28 protein-coding genes and 1 other annotated feature are annotated in these 24,803 nt (G+C 36.0%); of the genes, 20 read left to right on the forward strand and 8 right to left on the reverse strand.

Annotation, left to right across the window (positions count from 1 at the left end; all coding sequences use genetic code 11):
• Nucleotides 1-4 precede the first annotated feature (4 nt).
• From recD2 to ACW2QC_RS16230, 14 genes are all read left to right on the forward strand, one after another.
• Nucleotides 5-2,332: an SF1B family DNA helicase RecD2 gene (gene recD2 / locus ACW2QC_RS16165; protein WP_457544976.1), complete on the forward strand. Its 2,328-nt coding sequence runs from the start codon at nucleotides 5-7 to the stop codon at nucleotides 2,330-2,332.
• A 76-nt stretch (nucleotides 2,333-2,408) separates the two neighbouring features.
• Nucleotides 2,409-2,603: a hypothetical protein gene (locus tag ACW2QC_RS16170; RefSeq protein WP_457544977.1), complete on the forward strand. Its 195-nt coding sequence runs from the start codon at nucleotides 2,409-2,411 to the stop codon at nucleotides 2,601-2,603.
• A gap of 45 nt (nucleotides 2,604-2,648) precedes the next feature.
• The gene (locus ACW2QC_RS16175; protein ID WP_457544978.1) at nucleotides 2,649-3,716 is read left to right on the forward strand and encodes an AI-2E family transporter; all 1,068 of its coding nucleotides are present in this window, start codon (nucleotides 2,649-2,651) and stop codon (nucleotides 3,714-3,716) included.
• Nucleotides 3,717-3,761: 45 nt separating this feature from the next.
• Nucleotides 3,762-3,968: a binding site (T-box leader), on the forward strand.
• Nucleotides 3,969-4,216: 248 nt separating this feature from the next.
• Complete coding sequence (gene alaS / locus ACW2QC_RS16180) at nucleotides 4,217-6,859, forward strand: alanine--tRNA ligase (RefSeq protein WP_457544979.1); 2,643 nt, start codon at nucleotides 4,217-4,219, stop codon at nucleotides 6,857-6,859.
• Between the two features lie 205 nt (nucleotides 6,860-7,064).
• The gene (locus tag ACW2QC_RS16185; protein ID WP_106497061.1) at nucleotides 7,065-7,331 is read left to right on the forward strand and encodes an IreB family regulatory phosphoprotein; all 267 of its coding nucleotides are present in this window, start codon (nucleotides 7,065-7,067) and stop codon (nucleotides 7,329-7,331) included.
• Nucleotides 7,332-7,335: 4 nt separating this feature from the next.
• Complete coding sequence (ruvX, locus tag ACW2QC_RS16190; protein WP_457544980.1) at nucleotides 7,336-7,752, forward strand: Holliday junction resolvase RuvX; 417 nt, start codon at nucleotides 7,336-7,338, stop codon at nucleotides 7,750-7,752.
• A gap of 11 nt (nucleotides 7,753-7,763) precedes the next feature.
• On the forward strand, nucleotides 7,764-8,054 hold the full coding sequence (locus ACW2QC_RS16195) for a DUF1292 domain-containing protein (protein ID WP_457544981.1): 291 nt from the start codon (nucleotides 7,764-7,766) through the stop codon (nucleotides 8,052-8,054).
• A 290-nt stretch (nucleotides 8,055-8,344) separates the two neighbouring features.
• Nucleotides 8,345-9,463, forward strand: a complete 1,119-nt coding sequence (mltG, locus tag ACW2QC_RS16200; RefSeq protein ID WP_457544982.1) for an endolytic transglycosylase MltG — start codon at nucleotides 8,345-8,347, stop codon at nucleotides 9,461-9,463.
• A 31-nt stretch (nucleotides 9,464-9,494) separates the two neighbouring features.
• Nucleotides 9,495-10,130, forward strand: a complete 636-nt coding sequence (locus ACW2QC_RS16205) for an O-methyltransferase (protein ID WP_457544983.1) — start codon at nucleotides 9,495-9,497, stop codon at nucleotides 10,128-10,130.
• A 19-nt stretch (nucleotides 10,131-10,149) separates the two neighbouring features.
• Nucleotides 10,150-10,803 (forward strand): uridine kinase, encoded by a 654-nt coding sequence (udk, locus tag ACW2QC_RS16210; protein WP_457544984.1) that lies wholly within the window; start codon nucleotides 10,150-10,152, stop codon nucleotides 10,801-10,803.
• Between the two features lie 221 nt (nucleotides 10,804-11,024).
• Complete coding sequence (gene greA, locus ACW2QC_RS16215) at nucleotides 11,025-11,501, forward strand: transcription elongation factor GreA (RefSeq protein ID WP_457544985.1); 477 nt, start codon at nucleotides 11,025-11,027, stop codon at nucleotides 11,499-11,501.
• Between the two features lie 395 nt (nucleotides 11,502-11,896).
• Nucleotides 11,897-12,565: a DUF1510 family protein gene (locus ACW2QC_RS16220; protein WP_457544986.1), complete on the forward strand. Its 669-nt coding sequence runs from the start codon at nucleotides 11,897-11,899 to the stop codon at nucleotides 12,563-12,565.
• 42 nt (nucleotides 12,566-12,607) lie between these two features.
• Entirely contained in the window at nucleotides 12,608-13,300 is a 693-nt protein-coding gene (gene mtnN, locus ACW2QC_RS16225; protein ID WP_457544987.1) for a 5'-methylthioadenosine/S-adenosylhomocysteine nucleosidase, read from the forward strand.
• Nucleotides 13,301-13,375: 75 nt separating this feature from the next.
• Nucleotides 13,376-13,606 (forward strand): YrhC family protein, encoded by a 231-nt coding sequence (locus ACW2QC_RS16230; RefSeq protein ID WP_457544988.1) that lies wholly within the window; start codon nucleotides 13,376-13,378, stop codon nucleotides 13,604-13,606.
• A gap of 38 nt (nucleotides 13,607-13,644) precedes the next feature.
• Here ACW2QC_RS16230 and sigK read toward each other — a convergent pair whose 3' ends face one another.
• The 8 genes from sigK to sda form a co-directional block, all read right to left on the reverse strand.
• A complete protein-coding gene (sigK, locus tag ACW2QC_RS16235; RefSeq protein WP_457544989.1) occupies nucleotides 13,645-14,352 on the reverse strand; it encodes an RNA polymerase sporulation sigma factor SigK in 708 nt (235 codons plus the stop codon).
• A 124-nt stretch (nucleotides 14,353-14,476) separates the two neighbouring features.
• On the reverse strand, nucleotides 14,477-14,857 hold the full coding sequence (mnhG, locus tag ACW2QC_RS16240; protein ID WP_457544990.1) for a monovalent cation/H(+) antiporter subunit G: 381 nt from the start codon (nucleotides 14,855-14,857) through the stop codon (nucleotides 14,477-14,479).
• On the reverse strand, nucleotides 14,838-15,149 hold the full coding sequence (locus tag ACW2QC_RS16245; RefSeq protein WP_457544991.1) for a Na(+)/H(+) antiporter subunit F1: 312 nt from the start codon (nucleotides 15,147-15,149) through the stop codon (nucleotides 14,838-14,840). Before ACW2QC_RS16245 ends, mnhG begins: the two co-directional genes overlap by 20 nt.
• Nucleotides 15,146-15,622 (reverse strand): Na+/H+ antiporter subunit E, encoded by a 477-nt coding sequence (locus ACW2QC_RS16250; protein WP_457545014.1) that lies wholly within the window; start codon nucleotides 15,620-15,622, stop codon nucleotides 15,146-15,148. The genes ACW2QC_RS16245 and ACW2QC_RS16250 overlap by 4 nt, the downstream gene beginning before the upstream one ends.
• Nucleotides 15,623-15,628: 6 nt before the next feature.
• Nucleotides 15,629-17,110, reverse strand: a complete 1,482-nt coding sequence (locus ACW2QC_RS16255) for a Na+/H+ antiporter subunit D (protein ID WP_457544992.1) — start codon at nucleotides 17,108-17,110, stop codon at nucleotides 15,629-15,631.
• A complete protein-coding gene (locus tag ACW2QC_RS16260) occupies nucleotides 17,103-17,441 on the reverse strand; it encodes a Na(+)/H(+) antiporter subunit C (RefSeq protein ID WP_106497076.1) in 339 nt (112 codons plus the stop codon). The genes ACW2QC_RS16255 and ACW2QC_RS16260 overlap by 8 nt, the downstream gene beginning before the upstream one ends.
• Complete coding sequence (locus ACW2QC_RS16265; RefSeq protein ID WP_457544993.1) at nucleotides 17,442-19,766, reverse strand: Na+/H+ antiporter subunit A; 2,325 nt, start codon at nucleotides 19,764-19,766, stop codon at nucleotides 17,442-17,444.
• Between the two features lie 467 nt (nucleotides 19,767-20,233).
• A complete protein-coding gene (sda, locus tag ACW2QC_RS16270) occupies nucleotides 20,234-20,395 on the reverse strand; it encodes a sporulation histidine kinase inhibitor Sda (RefSeq protein ID WP_457544994.1) in 162 nt (53 codons plus the stop codon).
• Nucleotides 20,396-20,887: 492 nt separating this feature from the next.
• Between sda and ACW2QC_RS16275 the strand changes: the two genes are divergently transcribed.
• The 6 genes from ACW2QC_RS16275 to yqeK are packed head-to-tail and all read left to right on the forward strand — an operon-like array spanning nucleotide 20,888 to nucleotide 24,803.
• Nucleotides 20,888-21,403 (forward strand): YqeG family HAD IIIA-type phosphatase, encoded by a 516-nt coding sequence (locus tag ACW2QC_RS16275; protein WP_457544995.1) that lies wholly within the window; start codon nucleotides 20,888-20,890, stop codon nucleotides 21,401-21,403.
• 2 nt (nucleotides 21,404-21,405) lie between these two features.
• Nucleotides 21,406-22,506, forward strand: a complete 1,101-nt coding sequence (yqeH, locus tag ACW2QC_RS16280) for a ribosome biogenesis GTPase YqeH (protein ID WP_457545015.1) — start codon at nucleotides 21,406-21,408, stop codon at nucleotides 22,504-22,506.
• 17 nt (nucleotides 22,507-22,523) lie between these two features.
• On the forward strand, nucleotides 22,524-23,372 hold the full coding sequence (aroE, locus tag ACW2QC_RS16285) for a shikimate dehydrogenase (protein WP_457544996.1): 849 nt from the start codon (nucleotides 22,524-22,526) through the stop codon (nucleotides 23,370-23,372).
• Nucleotide 23,373: 1 nt separating this feature from the next.
• Complete coding sequence (yhbY, locus tag ACW2QC_RS16290; protein ID WP_457544997.1) at nucleotides 23,374-23,664, forward strand: ribosome assembly RNA-binding protein YhbY; 291 nt, start codon at nucleotides 23,374-23,376, stop codon at nucleotides 23,662-23,664.
• 10 nt (nucleotides 23,665-23,674) lie between these two features.
• Nucleotides 23,675-24,244, forward strand: coding sequence for a nicotinate-nucleotide adenylyltransferase (locus tag ACW2QC_RS16295; RefSeq protein WP_457544998.1), 570 nt, complete (start codon nucleotides 23,675-23,677; stop codon nucleotides 24,242-24,244).
• The gene (gene yqeK / locus ACW2QC_RS16300; protein ID WP_457544999.1) at nucleotides 24,231-24,803 is read left to right on the forward strand and encodes a bis(5'-nucleosyl)-tetraphosphatase (symmetrical) YqeK; all 573 of its coding nucleotides are present in this window, start codon (nucleotides 24,231-24,233) and stop codon (nucleotides 24,801-24,803) included. Before ACW2QC_RS16295 ends, yqeK begins: the two co-directional genes overlap by 14 nt.

Below are 24,803 nucleotides of genomic sequence, written 5' to 3' on the forward strand. Positions count from 1 at the left end.
TGTGATGGTACATGAAAGGGAAATGACGAAAGACGAGGAACAGGGCTATATTACTGGTGAACTTTTATACACGATTTTTCATAATGAAGCAGAACACTTTTCGATTGCAAAAATTAAAGTTCAAGACACAAATGAAGATTATCATGAAAAAGATGTTGTAGCAAAAGGCTATTTTTCCAATTTACAAACTGGTAAAAAGTATCGCTTTTATGGTCAATTCGAACGGCATGTTAAATTTGGCCTACAATATCAGGTAACCTCCTATCAAACAGTTATCCCAAATACAAAAGATGGATTAGTTGCCTATCTGTCCAGCGATTTATTTCATGGAATTGGTAAGAAAACAGCGGGGCGGATTATTGACCATTTAGGTGAAAATGCTATTTCTAAGATTTTAAATCAGCCATCCATGTTAGATGAAGTTCCAGGTCTTAAAAAGGACAAAGCAGATACATTGATTAAGAACTTGCAAGAAAATCAAGGGTTTGAGCATATTGTTGTCTATTTGGCGAAATACGGAATTGGGTTAAAAATGGCTCAAAAAATTTACCAGGAATATAAAGAAGATGCCATTACAAAACTTGAGGAGGATCCGTATCAGTATGTGTTTGATATTGAAGGTTTTGGCTTTCAAAAGGCCGATGAAATTGCCAGACAGAATGGATTAGCATTAACCCACCCAAATCGAATTGGTGCTGGGTGTATTTATGTTCTGCAAAAGAGTGTTCAAGATGGGCACGTGTATTTACCACTAGACAATTGTGTGGAGCAAGTTATTCGTCTGCTCTACAATGCCGATTTCACTTTATCAGTTGAAACGATTCAGAGTAGATTGGAAGAGCTAAACACAGAAAAGATTATTATTTTGCATAATGGAAATGTGTATTTACCCTCCCTCTATTATGCAGAGGATGGATTTGCTTCCCATTTAAAACGATTAATTTCAAAACCAATTGAGCAAAAAACAACGCTAGCTGAATTAATGACGATAATTGGTAAAATTGAAGAAGAGGAAATACTTAGTTATGGAAAAGAACAGTTTAAAGCAATCAACCAATCACTTGATTCGAAAATAACCATTGTAACAGGCGGACCAGGCACAGGAAAAACAACGGTGATTAAGGGTATATTACAAGCATATTCAGCCATTCACACTGTTTCCATGGACCCAGAGGATTATGATACAGAAACTGACTTTCCATTTGTTTTAACTGCTCCGACAGGTCGTGCAGCAAAGCGTCTTAATGAATCGACTGGCATTCCAGCGGTTACCATCCATCGGTTATTGGGGTGGGATGGCAAAAACGGTTTTGAAAAAGATCAACATGAACAACTAGCAGGAAAATTTATTATTATTGATGAATTTTCCATGGTTGACATATGGCTTGCTAACAGTTTATTTAAAGCAATTCCTGATGATATGCAAGTATTGTTAGTTGGTGATGAGGATCAGCTTCCATCAGTCGGACCAGGTCAAGTACTGAGTGATTTATTAGGGAGTATGTTCATTCCATATGTCCGTTTAAATGAAGTGTACCGACAAAAGGAAGGTTCAAAAATTATTCAATTAGCCCATCAGATCAAAAATGACAAATGTACAGTAGAATCATTACAAAATGATAAGGATTTCAGCTTTATCCCATGTCATGAGCAGCAAATGATTGATGTAATTGTGACAATTTATGAAAAAGCAAAGAATAAAGGGATTGATACGAAAGATATACAAGTACTTGCACCAATGTATCGTTCACAAGCGGGAATAACCATGATCAATAAACATTTACAGCAATTGGTTAATCCAAAAACAAATCAAAAACGTGAAGTTAAGCTGCAGGATGTATGTTACCGTGTCGGTGATAAAGTGATTCAACTAGTTAATCAACCAGAAGATCATGTCTACAATGGAGACATTGGGGAAGTTGTCGCTATTTTTGAAGAAGATGAGAATACGGAACATGTTGAACAATTGGTTATAGCCTATGATGGTAAAGAGGTTGTTTATGAGCGAAAAGATTATGTTAATATCATGCACGCATACTGTATTTCGATTCATAAATCACAAGGAAGCGAATTTCCCATCGTTTTGTTGCCGGTGTTGTCAACGTATAATCGCATGCTTCGCAAAAACCTACTGTATACAGCCATAACTAGAAGTAAACAATCTTTAATCATTTGCGGTGAGGTTAATGCTTTTCTTCGTGGAGTGCAGACCTTGGATACGAACATTCGGTTTACCTCGTTGAAAGAACTGCTACAAGAAAGATTAACGAATCAAGAAAAAGCAACATCTGAAGAGGATGAAGAAGAACTTACCCCATATGATTTCATGTGAGAAAAATGTATATTTTATACAATTCGCGGTTAAACTAACGTAATAATGTAATTTTTATCACAAAGGAGCATTATCTATGTTACAATGCCCGAATTGTAGAGGAAAAGATATTGGGAAAATCGGCTCTCAACAATTTTACTGCTGGAATTGCTTTATTGAGTTATCGATTGCTGACAATAATGAATTAGCTGTACATCAAATTGAATCTGATGGTTCGTTAAGTTCGTTAAATGATCTGTTTACGGATGATGAAAGAAGAATACAATGGTAGCGCTTCGTTACAGTAATACTATTTTTGTACGAAGGAGCGCTTGCTATGTTTAAGGAAAAAAAACCGCTACTATTTCTCTATTGGATTGTTATCGGTATCTTTGTATGTTTATTTATTTATTTACTTGTTAAACTGTTCCCGTTATATGGGGCTGTTTTTTCTTTTCTTTGGCGCGTTTTCGCCCCGTTTATCATTGCATGCTTAATTGCTTATTTATTATATCCAGTAGTCAAAAAAATACATACTTATCACATCCCAAAAAGTGTAGCAATTTTATTGATTTATATTTTTTTCTTTGGTGGGATTGCCTATTTGGTTTACCGTGTTTATCCAGCAGTGATTCACCAGTTAAGTGATTTAAATGAACAGTTACCACAACTGATTAGGATGTATGAGGATTTGATTTACCAATTGTATGAATACACGTCATTCTTGCCGGAAGTTGTTCATGATAAGATGGATCAATTGATAGCTGGAATTGAAACTTCAATGGAAAACTTGTTAGGGAAATTAGTAAGTGGCTTTACAAGAATATTTGATATGGTTGTAACAATTACGGTCATACCTGTCCTCGTATTTTATTTTTTGAAGGACTTCACGAAAATAAAAACATCTATTAAAAAATGGATTCCTTCTAAACATCATGAACAATATGGTGAAATGTTCCGTGCAATCGGTGAAAGTCTAGGGAATTACATTCGAGGGCAACTTATTGTCTGTTTGTTTGTTAGTCTAACAACGTTTATCATTTTTCAGATGTTACATATTAAATATGCATTATTACTAGCCATTATTATGGGTCTAACAAATATAATTCCTTATTTTGGACCAATTATTGGTGCCATACCTGCAGTTGCCATTACATTAACAATGTCAGCTAAATTAATCATCTTTGTATTGCTAGGAATATTTGTTATCCAATTAATTGAGAGTAACTTGTTATCGCCTTATATTGTTGGAAAAAGTATCGATATTCATCCCATCGCCATTATATTTGCCTTGCTTCTAGGTGGTGAATTAGGTGGTGTTATCGGAATGATCGTAGCCGTTCCAACTTTAACGATTTTGAAAGTTATCATGACACATTTAGCGAGAATTAGGGTTCAACGTTGACATTTTTACAATTGTTTTCTATAATATCGCTAAACTAGTTTAATACGAAAAACGTTGAAAGTTCCAAGTACATGATAGCCTATCTACAAGAGATGAGTTTCATTAGCTGAGAGAAATTCTTAGATAAAGAATCATGGAAAGCTAAACTGGAGTACGGGTAAACCCCGTCGGTACCCACACCGTTACTGTGATGAGTGATAAACGAAGCATCGTTTATAATTAGGGTGGTACCACGAACATCTCGTCCCTGCAATTGCAGAGATGGGATTTTTTTTAGGTTGTTTTCTAAAAGATTGTTTTTTTACACAATAGATATAAAATGCGACGTAACAGCAACGTGATTTCCGTAGCGGTGGAAGAACACCAATCATCGTCTCGAATAACGTCGCATTTTATATCAACTACGAAATTTAAAAAGCAACAAATATTATGAAGAGAGCCTTTATTGAAGATGGATTGGTTAATCCGACATGAAATATAAAATATTGGAGGGCAGTAACATGAAACAGTTAAAATCAGAACAGGTAAGACAATTATTTTTAGATTTCTTTACTGAAAAAGGGCACCGAGTTGAACCAAGTGCCTCATTAGTACCGAAAGATGACCCAACATTGCTGTGGATTAACAGTGGGGTTGCGACCTTGAAAAAATACTTTGATGGTAGTGTTATACCAGATAATCCGCGTATCGTGAACGCTCAGAAGGCGATTCGGACAAATGATATTGAAAATGTTGGATTTACAGCACGACACCATACATTTTTTGAAATGCTTGGTAACTTCTCTATTGGCGATTATTTTAAGAAAGAAGCAATCGAATGGGCATGGGAATTTCTTACAGATGAAAAATGGATAAACTTTGACCCGGAGTTATTATCTGTCACCGTTCATCCGGAAGATGATGAAGCATATGATATTTGGTTAAATGACATTAAGCTACCGAAAGAACGCATCATTCGTCTGGAGGAAAATTTCTGGGATATTGGGGAAGGACCAAGTGGACCAAATACAGAAATTTTCTATGATCGTGGTGAAAAATATGGAAACGTTCCAAGTGATCCAGAATTATATCCTGGTGGAGAAAACGAACGTTATTTAGAAATTTGGAATTTAGTATTTTCACAATACAACCATAACCCTGATGATACGTATACACCACTTCCGAAAAAGAACATTGATACTGGTATGGGGCTTGAGCGCATGGTTTCTGTTATACAAGATGCACCAACAAATTTTGAAACGGATTTGTTTATGCCGATCATTAATAAAATTGAGGAACTAGCAAACGTTACTTATGGAAAGAATAAAAATAGTGATACAGCGTTTAAAGTAATTGCTGACCATATACGGACAGTTGCTTTTGCGATTGGTGATAATGCACTACCTTCAAACGAAGGAAGAGGATATGTATTACGCCGGTTATTGCGACGTGCGGTACGTTTTGCAAAACAAATTGGTATTGAGAAGCCATTTATGTACAAGCTCGTTTCTATCGTTGGACAAATAATGCATGACTTTTACCCGGAAGTTTTAAATCAGGCATCATATATTGAAAATGTCATTAAAACCGAAGAGGAACGTTTTCACGAAACATTAAATGAAGGATTGGAAATACTGACTTCCATCATAAAAAAGGAAAAAGCCAATGGTAGCACTGTATTTCCTGGGAAAGAAGTGTTCCGATTATATGATACGTACGGTTTCCCGAAAGAGTTAACCGAAGAATATGTAGAAGAAGAAGGCTTTACAATTGATGAAGCTGGATTTGACGAAGAAATGAAAATGCAACGGGAACGCGCGCGTAATGCAAGACAAAAAGTAGACTCGATGCATGTACAAGATGAAACGTTAAGTAAAGTAGACGTGGAAAGTACTTTTATTGGGTATCACCAATTAGATGTAGAAACAACAATTGAACAAATGATAAATGGAAAAGAAATGGTTAATACTGCTGGCGTTGATGACGAAGTTGTTCTATTTTTAAAGGAAACTCCTTTCTATGCAGAAAGCGGTGGACAAATTGCGGATAATGGTTGGATCTACTCGGATCAAGCAACAGCATATGTTAAAAATGTTCAAAAAGCACCAAAAGGACAGCACCTTCATCAGGTTATTGTGAAAGAGGGAGAACTGAAGCTAGGCGATCATGTCAAAGCTGTTGTTGATGTTGATTTCCGAAACTTGATTGTTAAAAACCATACAGCAACACATTTGCTGCATCAAGCACTTAAAGATGTACTTGGCAACCATGTAAATCAAGCTGGATCACTTGTAACACCAGACAGACTCCGATTTGATTTTTCCCATTTTGGAGCTATAAGTGACGATGAACTAAAAAAAATTGAACAAATTGTTAATGAAAAGGTTTGGGAATCAACCCGGGTTGTTATCGAAAGCAAGAAAATTAATGAGGCGAAAGAAATGGGAGCAATGGCATTATTCGGTGAAAAATATGGAGATATTGTCCGAGTTGTTCAAGTTGGTGACTATAGTATCGAACTTTGTGGTGGTTGCCATGTACAAAACACAGCAGAGATTGGTATGTTTAAAATTATAGCCGAAACTGGAATTGGTGCAGGCACAAGACGAATTGAAGCCGTTACAAGTAAACATGCCTATCATTTTGTTAATCAAAAATTGGCAGTTTTGGATCAGGCTGCACAACTAGTGAAAGCCAATGATGAAAAGGTCCCTGAACGAATAAACAGTTTGTATACAGAGATAAAAGCATTGCAAAAAGAAAACGGATCACTAAGTTCGAAATTATCAAATGTCGAAGCTTCGTCTATACTAGATAAAGTAGAAAAAATAGAAGATGTTTCTGTACTAGCTCAAAAAGTGAGTGTTAAAGATATGAACCAATTAAGAAATATGGTGGATGAATTAAAACAGAAACTTGAATCTGGTGTGATTTTACTTGCTGCAGAAAATAATCAAAAGGTACAGTTAGCTGCAGGAGTATCCAAAGACTTGGTTGATCGTGGCTTACATGCCGGTAATTTGATTAAACAAGCTGCCCAAGCATGTGGTGGCGGCGGGGGTGGTCGTCCTGATATGGCACAAGCTGGCGGTAAAGACCCGGAAAAAATAGGTGATGCATTACGTAATGCAAGTCTTTATGTCACAGATACGATAAAAGAATAAATAGACTGTATTCTATTTATTCTATGGATTTAACATTATAATTTTGTGCGCTGTGGAAGCTAAGTTATACTAGGCAGAGTGCTAGTGGACTTCTCATCGTACGATAAACATCGGTTCACTTATACGATTGTTAAAAAAAGATATAATATTAGTTGGAAACATGTTAGAATGATGAATAAGGCAAAACATGGAACGAGGTGTCACTATGAGCTCTATTGATAAAACGATGAAATTTAATTTTTCAGAGGAACCATTTGATCAGGATATTAAAGAGATTTTACTGACTGTTCATGGAGCGCTAAAGGAAAAAGGGTATAATCCGATTAACCAAATTGTAGGTTATTTATTATCTGGTGACCCTGCGTATATACCAAGGTATAATGATGCGCGAAATTTAATCCGTAAAGTTGAGCGTGATGAAGTGATAGAAGAGTTAGTAAAATTTTATTTAGAGCAACAGCAAGAGGGCTGAGTGAATGAAAATTATTGGATTAGATGTAGGGTCCAAAACAATAGGTGTCGCTATAAGCGATGCCTTTGGCTGGACAGCACAAGGATTAACAACAATTAAATGGAATGAGCAGGATATTCATTCTGCAGATGAAGAGTTGAAAGCTATCATCCATGAACATGAGATAGAAAAAGCTGTTGTTGGTTTACCGAAAAATATGAATGGAACGATTGGTGAACGTGGACAGGCATCGGAAGTATATGCAAAACATATCGAGGAGATCCATCAAATACCTACCGTGCTTTGGGATGAGCGCCTTACAACAATTGCTGCTGAGCGTGTGCTTTTAGAAGCGGATGTAAGTCGAAAAAAGCGGAAAAAAGTGATTGATAAAATGGCTGCTGTTATGATCCTGCAAGGTTATCTTGATCAAAAAATATAAGGAGTGAAGACATGGCACTAGAAGAAAAAGAACGGATTATTATCCCTGATGAAAATGGGGAAGAGCATCTATTTGAAGTATTGTTCACGTTTGATGTTGATCAAACAAATCAATCTTATATTGCCGTTGTACCGGTAGAACAAAAGGACGACGAAGAAGTAGAAGTATATGCTTTTCGCTATGAAGAAAAGGGTAGTGATGAAAATGACTTGTCACTATTCCCAATTGAGTCAGAAGAAGAGTGGGAAATGGTTGAAGAAATGCTAAATACGTTAGCAGATGAAGAGGATGACCATTCATAAATTTATGACTTTAATACAAAATAAGGCTGATGTCACAATTTGACATCAGCCTTTCGAATTCATACTGCAAATTGATAAATGGATCCGATGTTAGTTCACTGTGCTTAAGATTATGCATTGAGAACTTCGAATTGGAGCATGAGAAGGCTTTCATCATCAAAGGGAACATGAATCGGTATGTGGGGCAGATAGCAACAATCTATGCAAAAGCAGCTTAAAAAATTTAGCGAATCATGGCATGTTTATCTTTTTTTTAGTATAATATACCGGATGGGAAAGGGGGATACTGAATGTTTAGGAAGAAGGATAAAGGTAATTATAAGGATAAGCTTATAGCTCGAAGCGAAGAAGCTAGAACAGTGCGGAAAATCGTTGCTATTATTATTATTTCTCTTGTCCTGATACTTCTGGTAGGAGGTATCTCAGGGTATATGTATGTTAAATCAGCATTAAACCCAGTTGATCCAGATAGCAAAAAAGAAGTGAATGTTACAATTCCAATGGGTTCATCAACATCGGGTATTGCATCGATACTTGATGAAAAAGGAATAATCAAAGATGCACGTGTTTTCCGATTTTACATAAAATTTCAAAATGAGTCAGATTTCCAAGCTGGTGACTACAAGTTTTCACCATCGATGACATTGGATGAGATTATTGATTCCTTAAAAAAAGGAAAAGTTATGGAAGAAGCGATTTATAAGGTCACCATACCAGAGGGGAAAACAATTGATCAAATTGCCCAAATCTATGCAAAAAAACTGCCAATTACAAAGGAAGAATTTCTCTCAAAGGTAAATGACCAAGATTATGTTTCGAAATTGATCGATAAATACCCAGAAGTTTTATCAGAGGAAATTCTGAATCCAAACATTAGGACACCATTAGAAGGGTATTTATTCGCAGCAACCTATAAATTTTATCAAGAGGAACCGAGTGTTACAACAATCATAGAAAAAATGCTTAAGAAGACTGTGGCTGTTGTTTCCCCTTATTTAGATGACATTTCAACTCGGGACTTTACAGTTCACGAGACGATCACAATGGCTTCCTTGGTTGAAAACGAGGCACGGACTAAAGATCAACGTAAAAAGATTGCTGGGGTTTTCTATAACCGTTTAAATAAAGGGATGCCTCTTCAGACTGATCCAACTGTTTTATATGCATTAGGAAAACATAAGGATAAGGTTTTACTTAAGGATTTAGAAATTGAGTCCCCATACAATACGTATCAAATTGACACATTACCCATTGGACCTATTTCTAATTTTGCCGAAAGTTCATTGAAAGCAACACTTGAACCGGAGGAATCGGACTATAAATATTTTCTGCATGATAGTGAAGGAAACATTCACTATGCAAAAACCCATGATGAACATTTAAAATTAAAGGAGCAATATATTAAGTAATTGCAAGGAATTTGAAAAGAGGCTGAAAATCATGGAAGATAACTTGACAGGCTATTTAACCCAAATGTTGCCTGAACAAGAAAACTGGGTGCTAAAATTAGAGAAGCAAGCAAAAGAAGATCATGTGCCGATCATGGATCCAGTTGGAATTAATTTTTTGATGCAGGTAATTAAAGTAAGGAAGCCAAATTTGATTCTGGAAATCGGTACGGCAATTGGGTATTCTGCCTTACGAATGATTCAGGCGAACCCCGAAGCAGCTGTTGTAACAATCGAACGGGATGAACAGCGTTATAAACAAGCATTGTACAATATTGAAAAACAACAAAAACAAGATAAAATTGATGTTATTTTTGGAGATGCGCTAGAAAAAGCTGAGGATATAATTGCCAAAGGTCCTTTTGATTTGTTGTTTATTGATGCGGCTAAGGGACAATATCAACGCTTTTTTGAATTGTATAGCCAGGCAATTCCCAAAGGTGGCTTAATTATTACAGATAATGTATTATTTAAAGGGTATGTTGTCGACCCGGGCAACGCACATCCAAGGTATGCAAAACTTGGAAAGAAAATTCGTAAGTATAATGATTGGCTTATGCAAAACCCCGAATATTCTACATCGATTGTTCCAATTGGTGATGGAGTTGCGATAAGCATTAAAGAATAAGAAAGGAGCACTTTAGTTCATGCGCGAAAAGCCAGTTGTTATTGGTGTTGCAGGAGGAAGTGGGAGTGGAAAGACTACTGTAACCCGATCCATTTGTCAACGTTTTTCTGATAAAACAATTCTTGTTATTGAACAGGACTATTACTATAAAGATCAAAGTCATTTACCATTCGAGGAGCGGCTGAATACAAATTATGATCATCCGTTGGCATTTGATAATGACTTACTAATTCAACATATACATGATTTAATGAACCATAAATCAATAGAAAAACCCGTCTATGATTACAAAATTCATACACGGTCAAATGAGGTTATTCCTGTTGAACCAAAAGAGGTTATTATTTTGGAAGGTATTTTAATCTTAGAGGATCCTCGATTAGTCGACTTAATGGATATTAAAGTGTTTGTTGATACAGATGCAGATGTCAGGATTATGCGACGGCTTTTAAGAGACATTAAAGAACGAGGAAGAACTCTTGATTCGGTTATTGATCAGTATATTAACAATGTTAGGCCAATGCATTTACAATTTGTAGAACCAACGAAACGCTATGCGGATATTATCATCCCTGAAGGCGGTCAAAATTACGTAGCAATCGACATTATGGCAACAAAAATTGAAACGATATTGTCAAAAAATCGCGATAAGCAAATTAAGGAAAAGTATTGAAAATTTAAATTGAATCTGCCATAGTATTTATTAGTACATTATTTTATAATAGTAATTCATAACATTGAATAAACAATCTTATAACCTCCAAACTGTCTGTTCGAATGGCAGACAAGTGAACATCGCTAATAAATAAACTGATACATTTTGTTTATTCCATAAGGTTGTACAAGCGTATTGCTCATTTATTTCCATGGTAGAAAGAAAAGGAGTGTTTTTAAATGGCTATAGAGAAAAGTTATTATATGACACAAGAGGGGAAAGAAAAGTTAGAAGAAGAACTGCATTATTTAAAAACGGAAAGACGACAAGAAGTTGTAGAACGAATAAAAGTTGCCCGTGGATTTGGTGACTTATCCGAGAATTCGGAATATGATGCAGCAAAAGATGAACAAGCATTTGTTGAATCACGTATTACACAAGTCGAAAAAATGATTCGTAATGCAGTTATTATTGAAAATGATAATGACAATCCGGATATTGTATCAATGGGAAAATCGGTTACGTTTATAGAATTACCAGATGGAGAAGAGGAAACATACAAAATTGTCGGCAGTGCCGAAGCGGATCCTTTTGAGGGTAAAATTTCCAATGATTCACCAATGGCTAAAAGCCTGTTAGGCCATGAAATTGGCACAGAGGTGAGTGTGACAACCCCAGGGGGAGACATTCAAGTTAAAATTACGAAAGTAGAATAAATAGTTGCTGACAAAAGCGGAACATTACCGCTTTTGTTTTTTTACAAAGGCTGATTTCTAAAAGATTGGGACTACGATTACTCGCCCCATCGAAAACATTTGTTTGTTGTTTACACAATAGAAATAAACTGCGAAGTAACTGCTGGGCTCTTTTCTATAAGTACGCGCATCTCCCGCCGGCCTTTACAATTTATAGATGAGTTACTTTACATATATGTTTCTCGAAATATTGCATTATCTATATTTCCATTGTGTTACTAAATAATCGATTCATCAGTCATTGCTTTTATCCGACCTTTGACCTAATGGTTATGCGAATTCACTTACGATATTTTTGCTAATATATACTCATGCAAGTTATGATATTATAATAGGTAAGGGAAGGGTGTTTTTGAGTGAACGATTACAATAACTATTCACGAGTCAACAAGTTTGAAAAACGACGAAAAAATACGAAGCAATTATCTATTTTACTTGTCGTTGGCGGTATTCTGATTGTTATTCTAATAGGTATATTGTTATTTGGTGGCGGTGATGATGACCAGAGCCAGCCAGCAGATCAAGACAATAATCAACATGAGGAGAATGCGACCGAATCTGGTGATGATACAAAATCAGATGGTTCACAAGACACTGATGATGAACTGACGATGGATGAAGAGAATCCTTCTAATGAGCAAGAAAATGATACAGAAAGTAATACAAACGTTGAAATGGAACAAATTGAAACTCCGGATGATGCAAATGTGACCGAAGCGTATACAGGAAACTGGCAACCAATAGGAACGGAACAGCAAGGCTCACATACAACAAATTATGATGAAGGCTCACAGGATCGTATCGAAATGGAGCAGGCAATTCGTTTAGCTACAGGGCTTGAAGAAGGAAATATGACAACATGGTGGTTAGAACGTGATAGGGATCAAGGTGTAATCGCTACTGTTTCTGATCAGGATGAAACCCAAACATACCGAACCTATTTAACATGGGTGGAAAGTGAAGGATGGCAACCAACAAAAGTTGAAGTGTTAAAAGAAAATGATCAAAAATATCGTTTTGAATGATGACTAAGAAAATATTCAAAAAAAGGAAAAGAGGGCATTCTTGTGACGATAGGAATTATTGGTGCAATGGACGAAGAAGTCGCAATTTTATTAGAAAATATGACAGATCAACAGCAAACTACTGTTGCGAATTGCTTGTTTGTTCATGGTAAATTACATGGTAAAGATGTTGTATTATTGAAATCTGGAATTGGTAAAGTAAACGCAGCTATGGCTACTACTATAATGCATGAACGCTTTTCACCATCATATGTTATTAATACAGGATCAGCTGGTGGATTTGATACTGATTTGGAGGTCGGTGATGTTGTTATTTCAACCCAGGTCGTTCATCATGATGTAGATGTAACTGCTTTTGACTACGCATATGGACAAGTTCCAAATATGCCAGCAATGTTTGATGCTGATGCAACACTAGTGACTTTAGCAACAAAGGCACTTAAGGGATTGGATATCCCATCAAAAGAGGGAATTATTGCAACAGGAGATTCATTTATGGATGATCCTACTCGAGTAGCGTTTGTAAATGAAAAATTCCCTACGATGATTGCTGCTGAAATGGAAGCAGCTGCTGTTGCACAAGTATGCTACCAATATGCGAAACCATTTGTTGTTATCCGTGCACTTTCAGATATCGCTGGAAAGGAATCTTCCATTTCATTTGATGCCTTTTTGGAAAGGGCAGCATTGAATGCATCAAAATTAATTATGACAATGATTGAGGAGCTTTCATAAAGAATCCATCATTTACCTCCCAGATTCTCTATTATTCTATGATATGATGCTTAATAGGGAAAGGGGAATAACTCAGTGGAACCAAAGACAAAAGAACTTGAGTTAAAACTTAAAGATTACCATCGTTTTATAATAACGTTATTAATAATTAGTATTTACCTATATATGGGTGCTGTAATGGATACGTACATTAACCCCAAAGCAGATGGTGGATTATTGACAGGATTTTCATTTGGAATGGTTGTAGTAGCAGCAGGTTTTATTATGAAATTCCGCAAAATAAAAGCAATGTTAGAGGATAAGTAGCGCGTATGATTGATTAGATCATCGCGCTATTTTTGTTTCTAATTTCCTCTGCGTTCACTACGAAAATACTCGTGGAACACTTTCATTAACGCTCTTTTTTCAATTCGTGATACATAACTTCGTGATATATTTAGCTTTTTGGCGATTTCACGTTGGGTCATTTCTTTAGAATCATTTAAACCGTAACGATAAACAATAACTTCTTTTTCTCGGCTGTTAAGTATAGACAAATAATCTTTCATTTTGTCAATTTCCATGTTTAATTGAATATATTCGATAACATCAGCATTTTCTGCTTCTAGAATATCAATTAAACTTATTTCATTGCCTTCTTTATCCTGGCCAATTGGATCATGTAATGACACATCTTTTTTTACTTTTTTTAGTGCGCGTAAATGCATAAGAATTTCATTTTCAATACATCTTGCGGCATAGGTGGCAAGTTTCGTTCCTTTTTTAGCAGAAAAACTCTCAATTCCTTTGATTAGACCAATTGTCCCGATGGAAATAAGATCCTCCATGTCTTCACCGGTATTGTCAAACTTTTTGACGATGTGAGCGACCAGCCGTAAATTGTGTTCAATTAATTTGTTTCGCGCGTTTTCATCTCCGTCTTGCATTTGCCTAATGTATTTCGCTTCTTCGTCTGGGGGGAGTGGCTGTGGAAAGGCGTGATTTTTCACATAGGATACAAAAAAGAGCGCTTCTTTTACAAGTAATCCGAGCACACTTAAAATTCCTGACAAACACATGCACCTCCTAAATATTGGCTGGGTATTTGCCTATATAACATCCATATGAGGATAATGATTATATTGTGTCTGTCCTTATTTAAAAACTAAAATAAAAAGTGACTTTCAGTTGAGAAAGTCACTTTTGTGTTTGTTCATTGTATTTTTGTAATGCCTCTTCATAAGCGTCATTTCGGTTATGTGTAACTGGTTTTACGCCACTGCGATGTGCTGCCCTTGATATCATATGTCCAGAGACCGGTGCCGTTATTAGTGTAAAAACAATAGCTAAAAGCAATTTCCCACTTACAAGCGAGTGTTCTACATATAGAAATAGAAATGCGCCAATTAAAATACCAGATATTCCAAGCGTTGATGCCTTTGTCGCTGCGTGGAGCCGGGTGTACACATCGGGGAATCGAATCACCCCAATGGATCCGGAAAGCATGAAAAATGAGCCAGCTAATATAAGAAAAACAACGAGAATATTTAAGATGATGCTAATCCACGTCTCGATCAATTATAACACCCTTTTCTAAATATTTAGCGATAGCTAGTGTTCCAATGAAAAGTAGGATCCCAATTAACAAGACAACATCGTTTAATTTAGTTGTCACAAGGATAACCGAAATTAATGCTGCAAGTCCCATTAAATTAATTCCAATTCCGTCTAATGCAACAGCCCGGTCAGCATTCGATGGGCCAATTATCACCCGAATTAAAAGCAATAGAAGGGACACAGAAATAGCGACAATACAAATAATGGTTGACACATGAATAAGTTCCTTTGTGAAGTCCAAAAAGTCGTTCATCGTGTCACCTCCATAATTGCTTTTTCAAATGTATTTTTAATAGAACTAATGGAATCATCAATCGTATCGATATCCATCGCATGAATATAAATATGTGAATGATCGTATGAAACGGCAACCGATAAAGTTCCCGGTGTTAATGTAATTAAATTTGCTAGTAACGTTATTCCCCAGTTACTTTTTAGATCAACTGGTAGTGCAAAAATCCCCGGTTCAAATTCAGGTTTGCGTTTATAAACCAATTTCACAATATCAATGTTTGACGAGATCAATTCTTTGATAAACAAAAGAATCAGCTTCACTATTTTATAGACCTGTTTTACATAGAAAGTGTCGGGAACAAAACGATTTAGCAATAACAACAAGAGAAGTCCCAGTAAATACCCTGCAGTGAAACTGGTTACCGTGTATGACTCACTTAAGAACATCCACATGATTGCAATAATAAAATTAATAACTATTTGAAAGGCCATCATCCATTACTCCTTTAAAACAGATTCCATATAAACTTCTGGATCAAGTAAATATGTTGAGATCGATTCTATTGATGGGTAAATAAATTCTGCACCTAAGCCTAGAATAACAGAAAATGCTAACAAAAATACAATTGGGCCAATCAAGCCTTTGGTAGATTTCTTTTCCGTAATAAGTGACTCATCCTTTTCGCCCCAAAACCCATTAATAAAGATTTTCATAATGGAGTAAAGGATCAACAAACTGGAAAGTAAGGCGAGAATAACAATTGCGACTTCATTGGCGGATAATGCACCTTTGAGTAACAATAATTTTCCGATAAACCCGCTGAATGGTGGTATTCCTGCAAGGACAAAGGCAGAAACAAATAATAACCAGCCAAGCAATGGATAGTAGTGAATTAATCCGCTAAACTTGCGCAGATCAGAAGTTCCAGCTACATAGGCTACGGCTCCAACAAGCAAGAATAATGCACATTTTATTATCATGTCATGAACCAAATAATAAATCGATCCACTAATCGCATCCTGATTGAATACACCAATTCCCATCATAATAAAACCGATAGCAGGGATAATGTTATATGCAATAATTAATTTAATATTGGAAGTGGACAATGCCCCAACAATTCCGAAAATCATTGATAGACCAGCGATCCAAATAAATGCATGGTGTGTCAAATCTAATTTGTATATGAAAATCAGGGAAAACACACGTAAGATTGAATAGATTCCAACTTTGGTCAAGAGTGCACCAAACAATGCAGAAATGACCGGATTTGGTACAACATATGATTTAGGCATCCAATAATATAATGGGAACAACGCTGCCTTTGTTGCAAAAACAAAAAAGAGTAACACAGCGATTGTAGTCAAAATACCTTTTTGATCAACATCCTGAACCCGTTCGGCAATTTGCGCCATGTTTACTGTACCAACTACGGAATAGAGGAAAGCAATAGCTGTAACAAATAATACCGAAGAAAAAAGATTAATTAACACATATTTAATTGATTCACGTAATTGAACTTTTCCTCCCCCAAGAACGATCAGGGCGTAGGAGGCCATTAATAACACTTCAAAGAATACATACAGGTTGAATAAATCGCCCGTGATAAAGGCCCCGGAAACACCGGCAATTAACAGGAAGAAAAATGCATAAAAGTAATGGGTTTCCTGTTTTACATCCATGGAATACGGCGCATAGAATGCACAAGCAGTTGCAATGATGTTCGTTGTTAGAACAAGTGTTACTGCTAGCGGATCAGCAACAAGGATGATTCCATATGGTGCTTCCCAACCACCAGTTTCCAATACAAGTGCACCATTATTGAAAACGATCCATGCAATGTATGATGCAACCCCTAGGTTTATCATGATGAAGATTCTACTTAACCAACGGGAAATGCCTACTCTATTGTGAAAAAAGGCCAGGATTATCCCGGATATTAATGGGATGATAATTGGCAATACTGCTAAATTACTCATTTTCGTCACCCCTTAATTGTGCCATGTCATCTGTATTGTTTTCATTAGCAGCCCTGTAAGCTAAAACTAATAATAGGCTCGTAACGCCAAAACTGATAACGATTGATGTTAAAATCAATGCCTGTGGCAGTGGATCAGCATAGTCTGATTTGCCTTCTGTTAGAATTGGTGGTTGTCCACGTTTCAGTTGTCCCATTGTTAAAATAAACAAATGTGCCCCGTGGGATAGCAGTCCGGTTCCAATAATGATCCGCAATAACTGCTTTTGCAGCAAATTATAAATAGCTGCAGCAAACAGGATACCTGCCAAAATGAGAATAATAATCTCCATTTATTTCGCCCCCTTCTTAAGCTTAATGAGGCTATAGATTGCGAGTGCTGCAATACCTAACACGGTTATCTCAAATAATGTATCGAAACCACGCATATCGACAAGGATGACGTTTACGATGTTGTGACCGCCTCCTAGTTTTAAGGATGTTTCGATAAAGTAATTTGAGATGGACTCAAACCATTTACTGCTGTGTGCTGAAATTCCGATTAATGTCATTAAGGCGCCAAAGCCAACTGAAATAACAATATTAACGATTTTGGTTCTGCTTGTTTCGTTTCTTTTTCGCAGTTGTGGCATGTGTCTGAAACAGAGCAAGAACAATACAACAGTTACGGTTTCGATTACCAATTGTGTTAAGGCTAGATCAGGTGCACGATAAAGTACAAAGAGAATTGCCACACCGTAACCAACAACACCTAATATTAAAATAGCTGATACATTGTTTTTGGCCAAAATAGTAGCAAGTGCCGCAACAATCATGATGGCGACAACAGATACCTCAATAGCTGTTACATCCGCCAAATTATCGAATTGAAGGTTGAATCCATCCGTTACAAGCATAACAATAAAGGTTGCAACAAGTGTTACACCTAAGATGATTGCTACGTATAACCGTAATGATCCCGTCATATAAGATTGTGTTACTTTTTGTGATACGACATCCAATTTATTTAGAATGTAATCATACAGTTTGTTCAGACTTAATTTACCAGGCAGCACACGATAAGCACCTGCCCATTTTTTACGTGTTAAAACTAACAATAGTCCTACACCAACAACTATTAATGTCATTTTAAACGGTGTATTAAATCCATGCCAGAAACCAATATCTTGATTAATTTCAGCACCCTTTATTGCCTCCGCAGCATGAGCTAGAAATGTTCCGTTTACAAAATTAGGGAACAGTCCGATTAACACAACACCTAAAACTAGAATAAATGGGGACAGCAACATGCCGATTGGTGCTTCATGCGGTTTCTTTGGCAATAAATCAAGATGTTTTTTACCAGCAAAAGTCCCAAATAATAAGTAAATCGAATAGACGAACGTGAAGATACTTCCGAATACAGCAAGGTACGGAATTACTTGAGCCAGAACTCTCGCAAATGTCGTAGCGCCTTCTAAATCAAGGCTTGACTCGAAAAATAATTCCTTACTATAGAACCCATTTAAAAATGGTAACGGGATTCCTGCCATTGAGAATGTTCCAAACAAGGCTAATGTAGCAGTGATTGGCATAAACGTTACTAATCCACCAAGTTTACGGATATCACGTGTTCCTGTTTCATGGTCAACAATACCTGCAACCATGAAGAGACTTCCTTTAAATGTTGCATGGTTTAAAATATGAAATACAGCTGCAAATACTGCTATTTTCGTGCCAAATCCAAGCATTGCCATAATCATACCTAATTGACTAATGGTAGAAAATGCTAAGATTGCCTTTAAATCCGTTTGTCTTACCGCCATGTAAGATCCCCAGCATAATGTGACAATCCCTGCAAGGCTGACAATAATAAAGAACCATTCATAACTGGAGAAAATAGGTGAAAACCGAGCAACTAAAAATAGTCCTGCTTTAACCATTGTTGCGGAATGCAGGTAAGCACTAACAGGTGTAGGTGCTTCCATTGCATCCGGTAGCCAAATATGAAATGGAAATTGTGCTGATTTGGTAAATGCACCGAGCAGAATGAACCCAAGAATTAATGGTAAATAGGTACTGTTTAAAATAACATCTTTTTGTTCGATCATCGATTGGATACTAGTCGTACCAGTAACGACAGATAGTAAGACAAATCCACCGAACATACTCAAACCACCAAAAATAGTAATAAGCATTGATTTTAATGCCCCATAGCGGGAGCGCTCATTAAAATGCCAATAACCAATTAATAAAAAGGAAGAGATAGATGTTAGCTCCCAAAATGTATATAACACAAATACATTATCGGATAATACGACACCGAGCATCGCTGCCATAAACATAAGGAGATAAACATAAAAGTGACCAAGCCGCTCTGTTTTATCCAAATAATATATGGAATATAAAACAACAAGGGCGCCGATACCACTAATTAACAAAACGAATAACAAACTTAATCCGTCTAAATAAAAGTTCAAGTTGATTCCGAGTGATGGTATCCACTTATATGTTTTTGCTATTGGCGAAAAGTCACTGCCAATAAATTGAATAAAGTAAAGAAAAATGATAAATGGGATGAAAAACACAAAAATACCAGTATGTATTTTTTCTTTCATTTTACTAAGTAATGGAACAAAGCATGCAAGTATAAGTGGTATTATTACAGTGAAAATCATCTATTGGGATTCCTCCTTTGTTTTAAAACTAAGAAAGTATAAAATTTGGTTCTAATTTGCTTTCGGCAGGATGCTAGCTCCAACGGCCAGCGAGACTCCCTCGCCTCCTTACGATAAGTCAACATCGGTTTGCTTCCGGTTTTGTTCTTAAAACGTTCAGCCTACTTTTAAATCAATAGGATCAATGAACATACGTCTGAGGCTTTGTCAGGTAACCTGATGGGGGATGTTAGTGGTTTAATCCATTCTAACGTATTTTCATTCCATTATGTATCAAGTATACGCTGTAATTTTGTAATAAAGCTTTTTAAACATATTAAAATGTTATTAAATCCTGCTATTTATACATATGTTCAAATGATAGCTTATCATATTATAGGGTCCTGCAAAATAAAAAACCCCTATCATTCATAAAAATGACAAGAGTTAACAAAAAGCATTCTTTTTACTTATAGGTATTTGTGTTTCTAGCGGGTTGAAGTATTAAGCAGGTTTTTCGAATTGATTCTATGTGTTAATGACCTTCTGTTTATTTCCTGTTCAATAAGGTAAAGAAAATCAGGGCTTAGATTTAATTCATTTGCTTTTCGATATGATTCTAACAACAATTCATCTGACAAATGCTCCATCAGTATAGCCCCTCCCGGATAATTAGTAGTACTTCCATTTGAAGTTATTAATAACTTACCATGAATAATAGTACTGAACAAGATGATAGTTATCTACAGTCTCTTGTAGATAACTTGTGTATAAAAACAAAAAATCACCCTGGAAATACTATTGTATAAATGTGGATAATGTGATTAAAGTTATCCACAAGTCGGATTATGAAGGAATTTGTCGAACGGTTTTTAGTAGAAAATGTGCTCACGCAAGCATATTTTTTTGTAAATAGACATAAACATACAAAGTTTATCCGCTCATCCCGTTCCGAATGGCAGTAGATCATCATAGTTTTGCCAGGATATGACAAATTAAACACCCCCGATAGAAATTTCGCTTTAATATTGTAGAAAGTTGTTATAGGATTGAGGTATAATGTTAACTTGTGATAATAGATGGTATTGTTTTGCCCAATAAAATAGGACTAGGTTAGGGAAGATAATAATGAGGTGTGACAGTTGTTAAAGAAGTTTTTGCCGAATGAGCATGTTAAAAGTATTTTTGATATTCACCCTGCCGCATTGAAGCAAAGGGGTATTCGTGGAATTATAACCGACTTGGATAATACACTCGTTGCATGGGATGTTAAAGATGCAACACCGGAAATTGTTCAATGGTTTAAATTAATGAAAGAACATAATATTAATGTAACGATTATTTCTAATAATAAAGAAGAACGTGTTAAAATTTTTTCTGAACCTCTAGGTACACCATTTGTTTTTAGTGCGAGAAAACCACTAGGACATGCGTTTAAATCTGCCGCGAAACAAATGAATTTGAAAAAGGAAGAAATTGTAGTTGTCGGTGATCAATTGCTGACAGATGTTCTCGGTGGAAATTTCGCTGGGTTTTATACAATATTAGTTGTTCCGATTGTACAAACAGATGGAAAAATGACTAAAATCAATCGAAAAATAGAACGACGAATTTTAAGCTATATGAGGAAAAAAGGAAAAATTACCTGGGAGGAATAATGGTGGAAAAAAGACTTTGTCAAGGCTGTGGTGCCCCAATTCAGACAGCTAAACCGAGAGAAATTGGCTATACACCAGAATCAGCACTTCAAAAGGATACTATTTTATGTCAACGTTGCTTTCGTTTAAAACATTATAATGAGATACAGTCCGTTTCGATTCGTGATGATGACTTTTTACAGATGGTTAGTCAAATCGGAAAAACAAGTGGATTAGTCGTTCACATCGTTGATATATTTGATGTTAGTGGAAGTTTAATTAAAAGTTTGCCACGGATAACCGGGAATAATCCGATCATTTTGGTAGGAAATAAAATGGATTTATTACCAAAATCAACGAATAAACGGAAGTTAACCGATTGGCTTCGATCATCAGCTAAAGAAATGGGAATACGTGTAGAGGATGTATTTTTGATTTCATCAGCCAAGGGGTATGGAATGGATGCATTAACCGAAGCTATTGAGTATTTTCGTGCTCATAAGGATGTATACATTGTCGGAACAACAAACGTAGGCAAATCAACGTTTATTAATCGACTAATTAAGCATTCAACAGGGGTAAACGATGTAATTACAACATCTTATTTTCCTGGAACAACACTTGGATTTATCGAAATCCCATTAGATGAATCGACTGCATTAATTGATACACCAGGAATTGTGAATAAACAGCAAATAGCCCATTACGTTTCTGAGCAGGATTTAAAGCTTATTACACCGAATAAGGAAATAAAACCGAGAATTTATCAACTGAATAGTGGTCAAACATTATTCTTTGGTGGACTTGCTCGTTTGGATTTTCTAAAAGGAGATAAACAATCATTCGTTTGTTACTTCTCTAATCAGCTACCGATTCATCGAACAAAGCTTGATAATGCAGATTCATTATATGAAGAGCATAAAGGGGAGCTATTAGCACCTCCTGATGAACAAACTTTGGAGAAGTTACCAGAATTCACAAGCACAACGTATCGGTTAAATGACGGGAAAACAGATATCGTTTTTCCTGGCCTAGGCTGGGTGAGTGTCCCTGGTTATCAAACCACAGTTACTGCACATAGCCCAAAAGATGTAGCCGTGTCTATCCGGAAATCATTGATCTAAAGGAGGTTGGTTGCTGAATGAATTATCAATTTGCTCTGATTGGTTATCCGATTAAACATTCGCTTTCACCATGGATTCATGAACAATTTTTACAGAAAGCTGGGTTAAACGGAAACTACGTAATAAAAGAAATGAACCCGAATGAATCGTTTGATAAAAAAATGAAGGAACTAAAGGATAGTCAGATTGATGGTTTTAATGTAACCGTCCCATATAAGCAAAAAATAATTACTTATTTAGATGAACTAGATGCTGAAGCTGAACGAATTGGTGCAGTGAATACGGTGGTAAATCGGGAGGGTAAATGGGTTGGTTATAATACAGATGGTAAAGGATATACCAGATCACTAAAGGAACACTATCCTGCTATTTTTTCGGACAAGCATAAAAAAATAGTAATTGTTGGTGCAGGTGGTGCGGCCAGAGGGATTTATGATGCACTTGTTACGGAGGGGTTCCTTTTCATAGATATTGCCAATCGAACAATGAAAAGCGCAGAAGCTATTGCCGATTTACAACAAAGTGATACCAAAACGACTATTTTATCTTTAGATGATTTACAGCAAAGATTAAATATGTATGATGTGATCGTTCAAACGACATCTGTTGGTATGAAACCGAATCAAGACCAAACGATTTTAACAATAAAGTCACCCATGGACAGTACTAGTTTGGCAAGTGATATCATTTATCAACCAATTGAAACAAAATTTCTACAACAAGCAAATAACGCTGGAGCAATGATCCATTATGGTCATACAATGCTTTTGTATCAAGCACAATATGCTTTTGAGATATGGACAAATAAACATGTTCCAATCGGTGATATGGAAAATCAACTACAACAAATTTTGGAAGGAAGATAATATGTTAACAGGTAAGCAAAAAAGATATTTACGTTCACAAGCTAATCAATTAAAACCGATATTTCAAGTTGGAAAAATCGGCGTGAATGAGAATATGATTGAACAAATAAAAGAGGCATTAGAAAAGAGAGAATTACTAAAAGTAAGCATTTTGCAAAATTGTTTGGAAGAAAAGGATGATGTTGCTGCACAATTAGCAGAAGGAACAGAGGCAGAAGTCGTACAAATAATTGGCAATAATATTGTCTTATATAAAGAGTCGGAAGAAAATAAACATATCGAGTTACCATAAAGGAGCCATTATGAGACGTGTTGGTATTCTAGGAGGGACATTTGACCCACCGCATTTAGGCCATTTACTGATTGCTGAAGAAGTAAAAAATAAGCTTGAATTGGAGGAAATTTGGTTTATTCCTTCATATGAACCACCACATAAACAAAAGGCTAGAACACGTGCAGCAGATCGTGTTGCCATGGTTAACAGAGCAATTGCGAACAATAAAGATTTTCAGGTGAATACAATTGAAATTGATCGTTTAGGAAAATCGTATACGTTTGATACAATGAATCTATTGAATGATACATATCCTGATATAACGTTTTATTTTATTATTGGGGCTGATATGGTCGAATATTTGCCTAAATGGGATCGAATTGATGAATTAATGGATATTGTTAAATTTGTTGGTGTAAAACGAAAAGGATATCAGTTACATACGAATTATTCAATTATTGAATTGGATATTCCGATGATCGATGTGTCATCAACCTTAATTAGAGATCGTCTAAAATCGAACCAATCAGTCAAGTATTTACTACCAGAAAAGGTGGAAACTTTTATTAAGGAGAAACAGTTATATGGAAATAAATGATGCTATTGCAGCCGTTAAACCTCATCTTACTGAAAAACGGTTTGATCATACTTTACGGGTTGCCAAAACAGCTGTTGAATTAGCGAGGAGATTTAATGTACCCGAAGAGAAGGCGGAATTAGCGGGAATTTTACATGATTATGCAAAATTCCGTTCCTTAGATGAAATGAGACGGATCATTTTATCTAGCTCACTGCCAAATGATTTATTACAATATCATCATGAATTGTGGCACGCACCAGTCGGGGCAATTTTGGTAAATCAAGAGCATGGTATTAACGATCAGGAGGTTCTTGGAGCCATCCATAATCATACTACTGGGAAAGCACACATGAACAATCTTGAAATGGTTGTCTTATTGGCTGACTATATTGAACCTGGCAGATCCTTCCCGGGCTTAGATGAAGTTAGAGGGATGGCAGAACAGGATTTAACCCATGCATGTTGGCTAACACTGAAAAATACGATCGCATTTTTAATGCAGAAACAATCACGTATATATCCAGATACTTTTCATGCATATAATGATTTAACAAAGCAATTAAATGGAGGTAACTAA

Source organism: Virgibacillus sp. FSP13, from assembly GCF_054048505.1.

Coding starts and splice junctions, on each gene's coding strand:
- ACW2QC_RS16245 (WP_457544991.1), bottom strand. CDS start 15,149: ATGAACGACTTTTTGGACTTCACAAAGGAACTTATTCATGTGTCAACC.
- mltG (WP_457544982.1), top strand. CDS start 8,345: ATGTTTAGGAAGAAGGATAAAGGTAATTATAAGGATAAGCTTATAGCT.
- ACW2QC_RS16260 (WP_106497076.1), bottom strand. CDS start 17,441: ATGGAGATTATTATTCTCATTTTGGCAGGTATCCTGTTTGCTGCAGCT.
- greA (WP_457544985.1), top strand. CDS start 11,025: ATGGCTATAGAGAAAAGTTATTATATGACACAAGAGGGGAAAGAAAAG.
- aroE (WP_457544996.1), top strand. CDS start 22,524: ATGAATTATCAATTTGCTCTGATTGGTTATCCGATTAAACATTCGCTT.
- sda (WP_457544994.1), bottom strand. CDS start 20,395: ATGGAGCATTTGTCAGATGAATTGTTGTTAGAATCATATCGAAAAGCA.
- ACW2QC_RS16195 (WP_457544981.1), top strand. CDS start 7,764: ATGGCACTAGAAGAAAAAGAACGGATTATTATCCCTGATGAAAATGGG.
- ACW2QC_RS16185 (WP_106497061.1), top strand. CDS start 7,065: ATGAGCTCTATTGATAAAACGATGAAATTTAATTTTTCAGAGGAACCA.
- alaS (WP_457544979.1), top strand. CDS start 4,217: ATGAAACAGTTAAAATCAGAACAGGTAAGACAATTATTTTTAGATTTC.
- recD2 (WP_457544976.1), top strand. CDS start 5: ATGGTACATGAAAGGGAAATGACGAAAGACGAGGAACAGGGCTATATT.
- ACW2QC_RS16170 (WP_457544977.1), top strand. CDS start 2,409: ATGTTACAATGCCCGAATTGTAGAGGAAAAGATATTGGGAAAATCGGC.
- ruvX (WP_457544980.1), top strand. CDS start 7,336: ATGAAAATTATTGGATTAGATGTAGGGTCCAAAACAATAGGTGTCGCT.
- ACW2QC_RS16265 (WP_457544993.1), bottom strand. CDS start 19,766: ATGATTTTCACTGTAATAATACCACTTATACTTGCATGCTTTGTTCCA.
- ACW2QC_RS16205 (WP_457544983.1), top strand. CDS start 9,495: ATGGAAGATAACTTGACAGGCTATTTAACCCAAATGTTGCCTGAACAA.
- yqeK (WP_457544999.1), top strand. CDS start 24,231: ATGGAAATAAATGATGCTATTGCAGCCGTTAAACCTCATCTTACTGAA.
- ACW2QC_RS16250 (WP_457545014.1), bottom strand. CDS start 15,622: ATGGCCTTTCAAATAGTTATTAATTTTATTATTGCAATCATGTGGATG.
- ACW2QC_RS16175 (WP_457544978.1), top strand. CDS start 2,649: ATGTTTAAGGAAAAAAAACCGCTACTATTTCTCTATTGGATTGTTATC.
- yhbY (WP_457544997.1), top strand. CDS start 23,374: ATGTTAACAGGTAAGCAAAAAAGATATTTACGTTCACAAGCTAATCAA.
- ACW2QC_RS16255 (WP_457544992.1), bottom strand. CDS start 17,110: ATGAGTAATTTAGCAGTATTGCCAATTATCATCCCATTAATATCCGGG.
- ACW2QC_RS16295 (WP_457544998.1), top strand. CDS start 23,675: ATGAGACGTGTTGGTATTCTAGGAGGGACATTTGACCCACCGCATTTA.
- udk (WP_457544984.1), top strand. CDS start 10,150: ATGCGCGAAAAGCCAGTTGTTATTGGTGTTGCAGGAGGAAGTGGGAGT.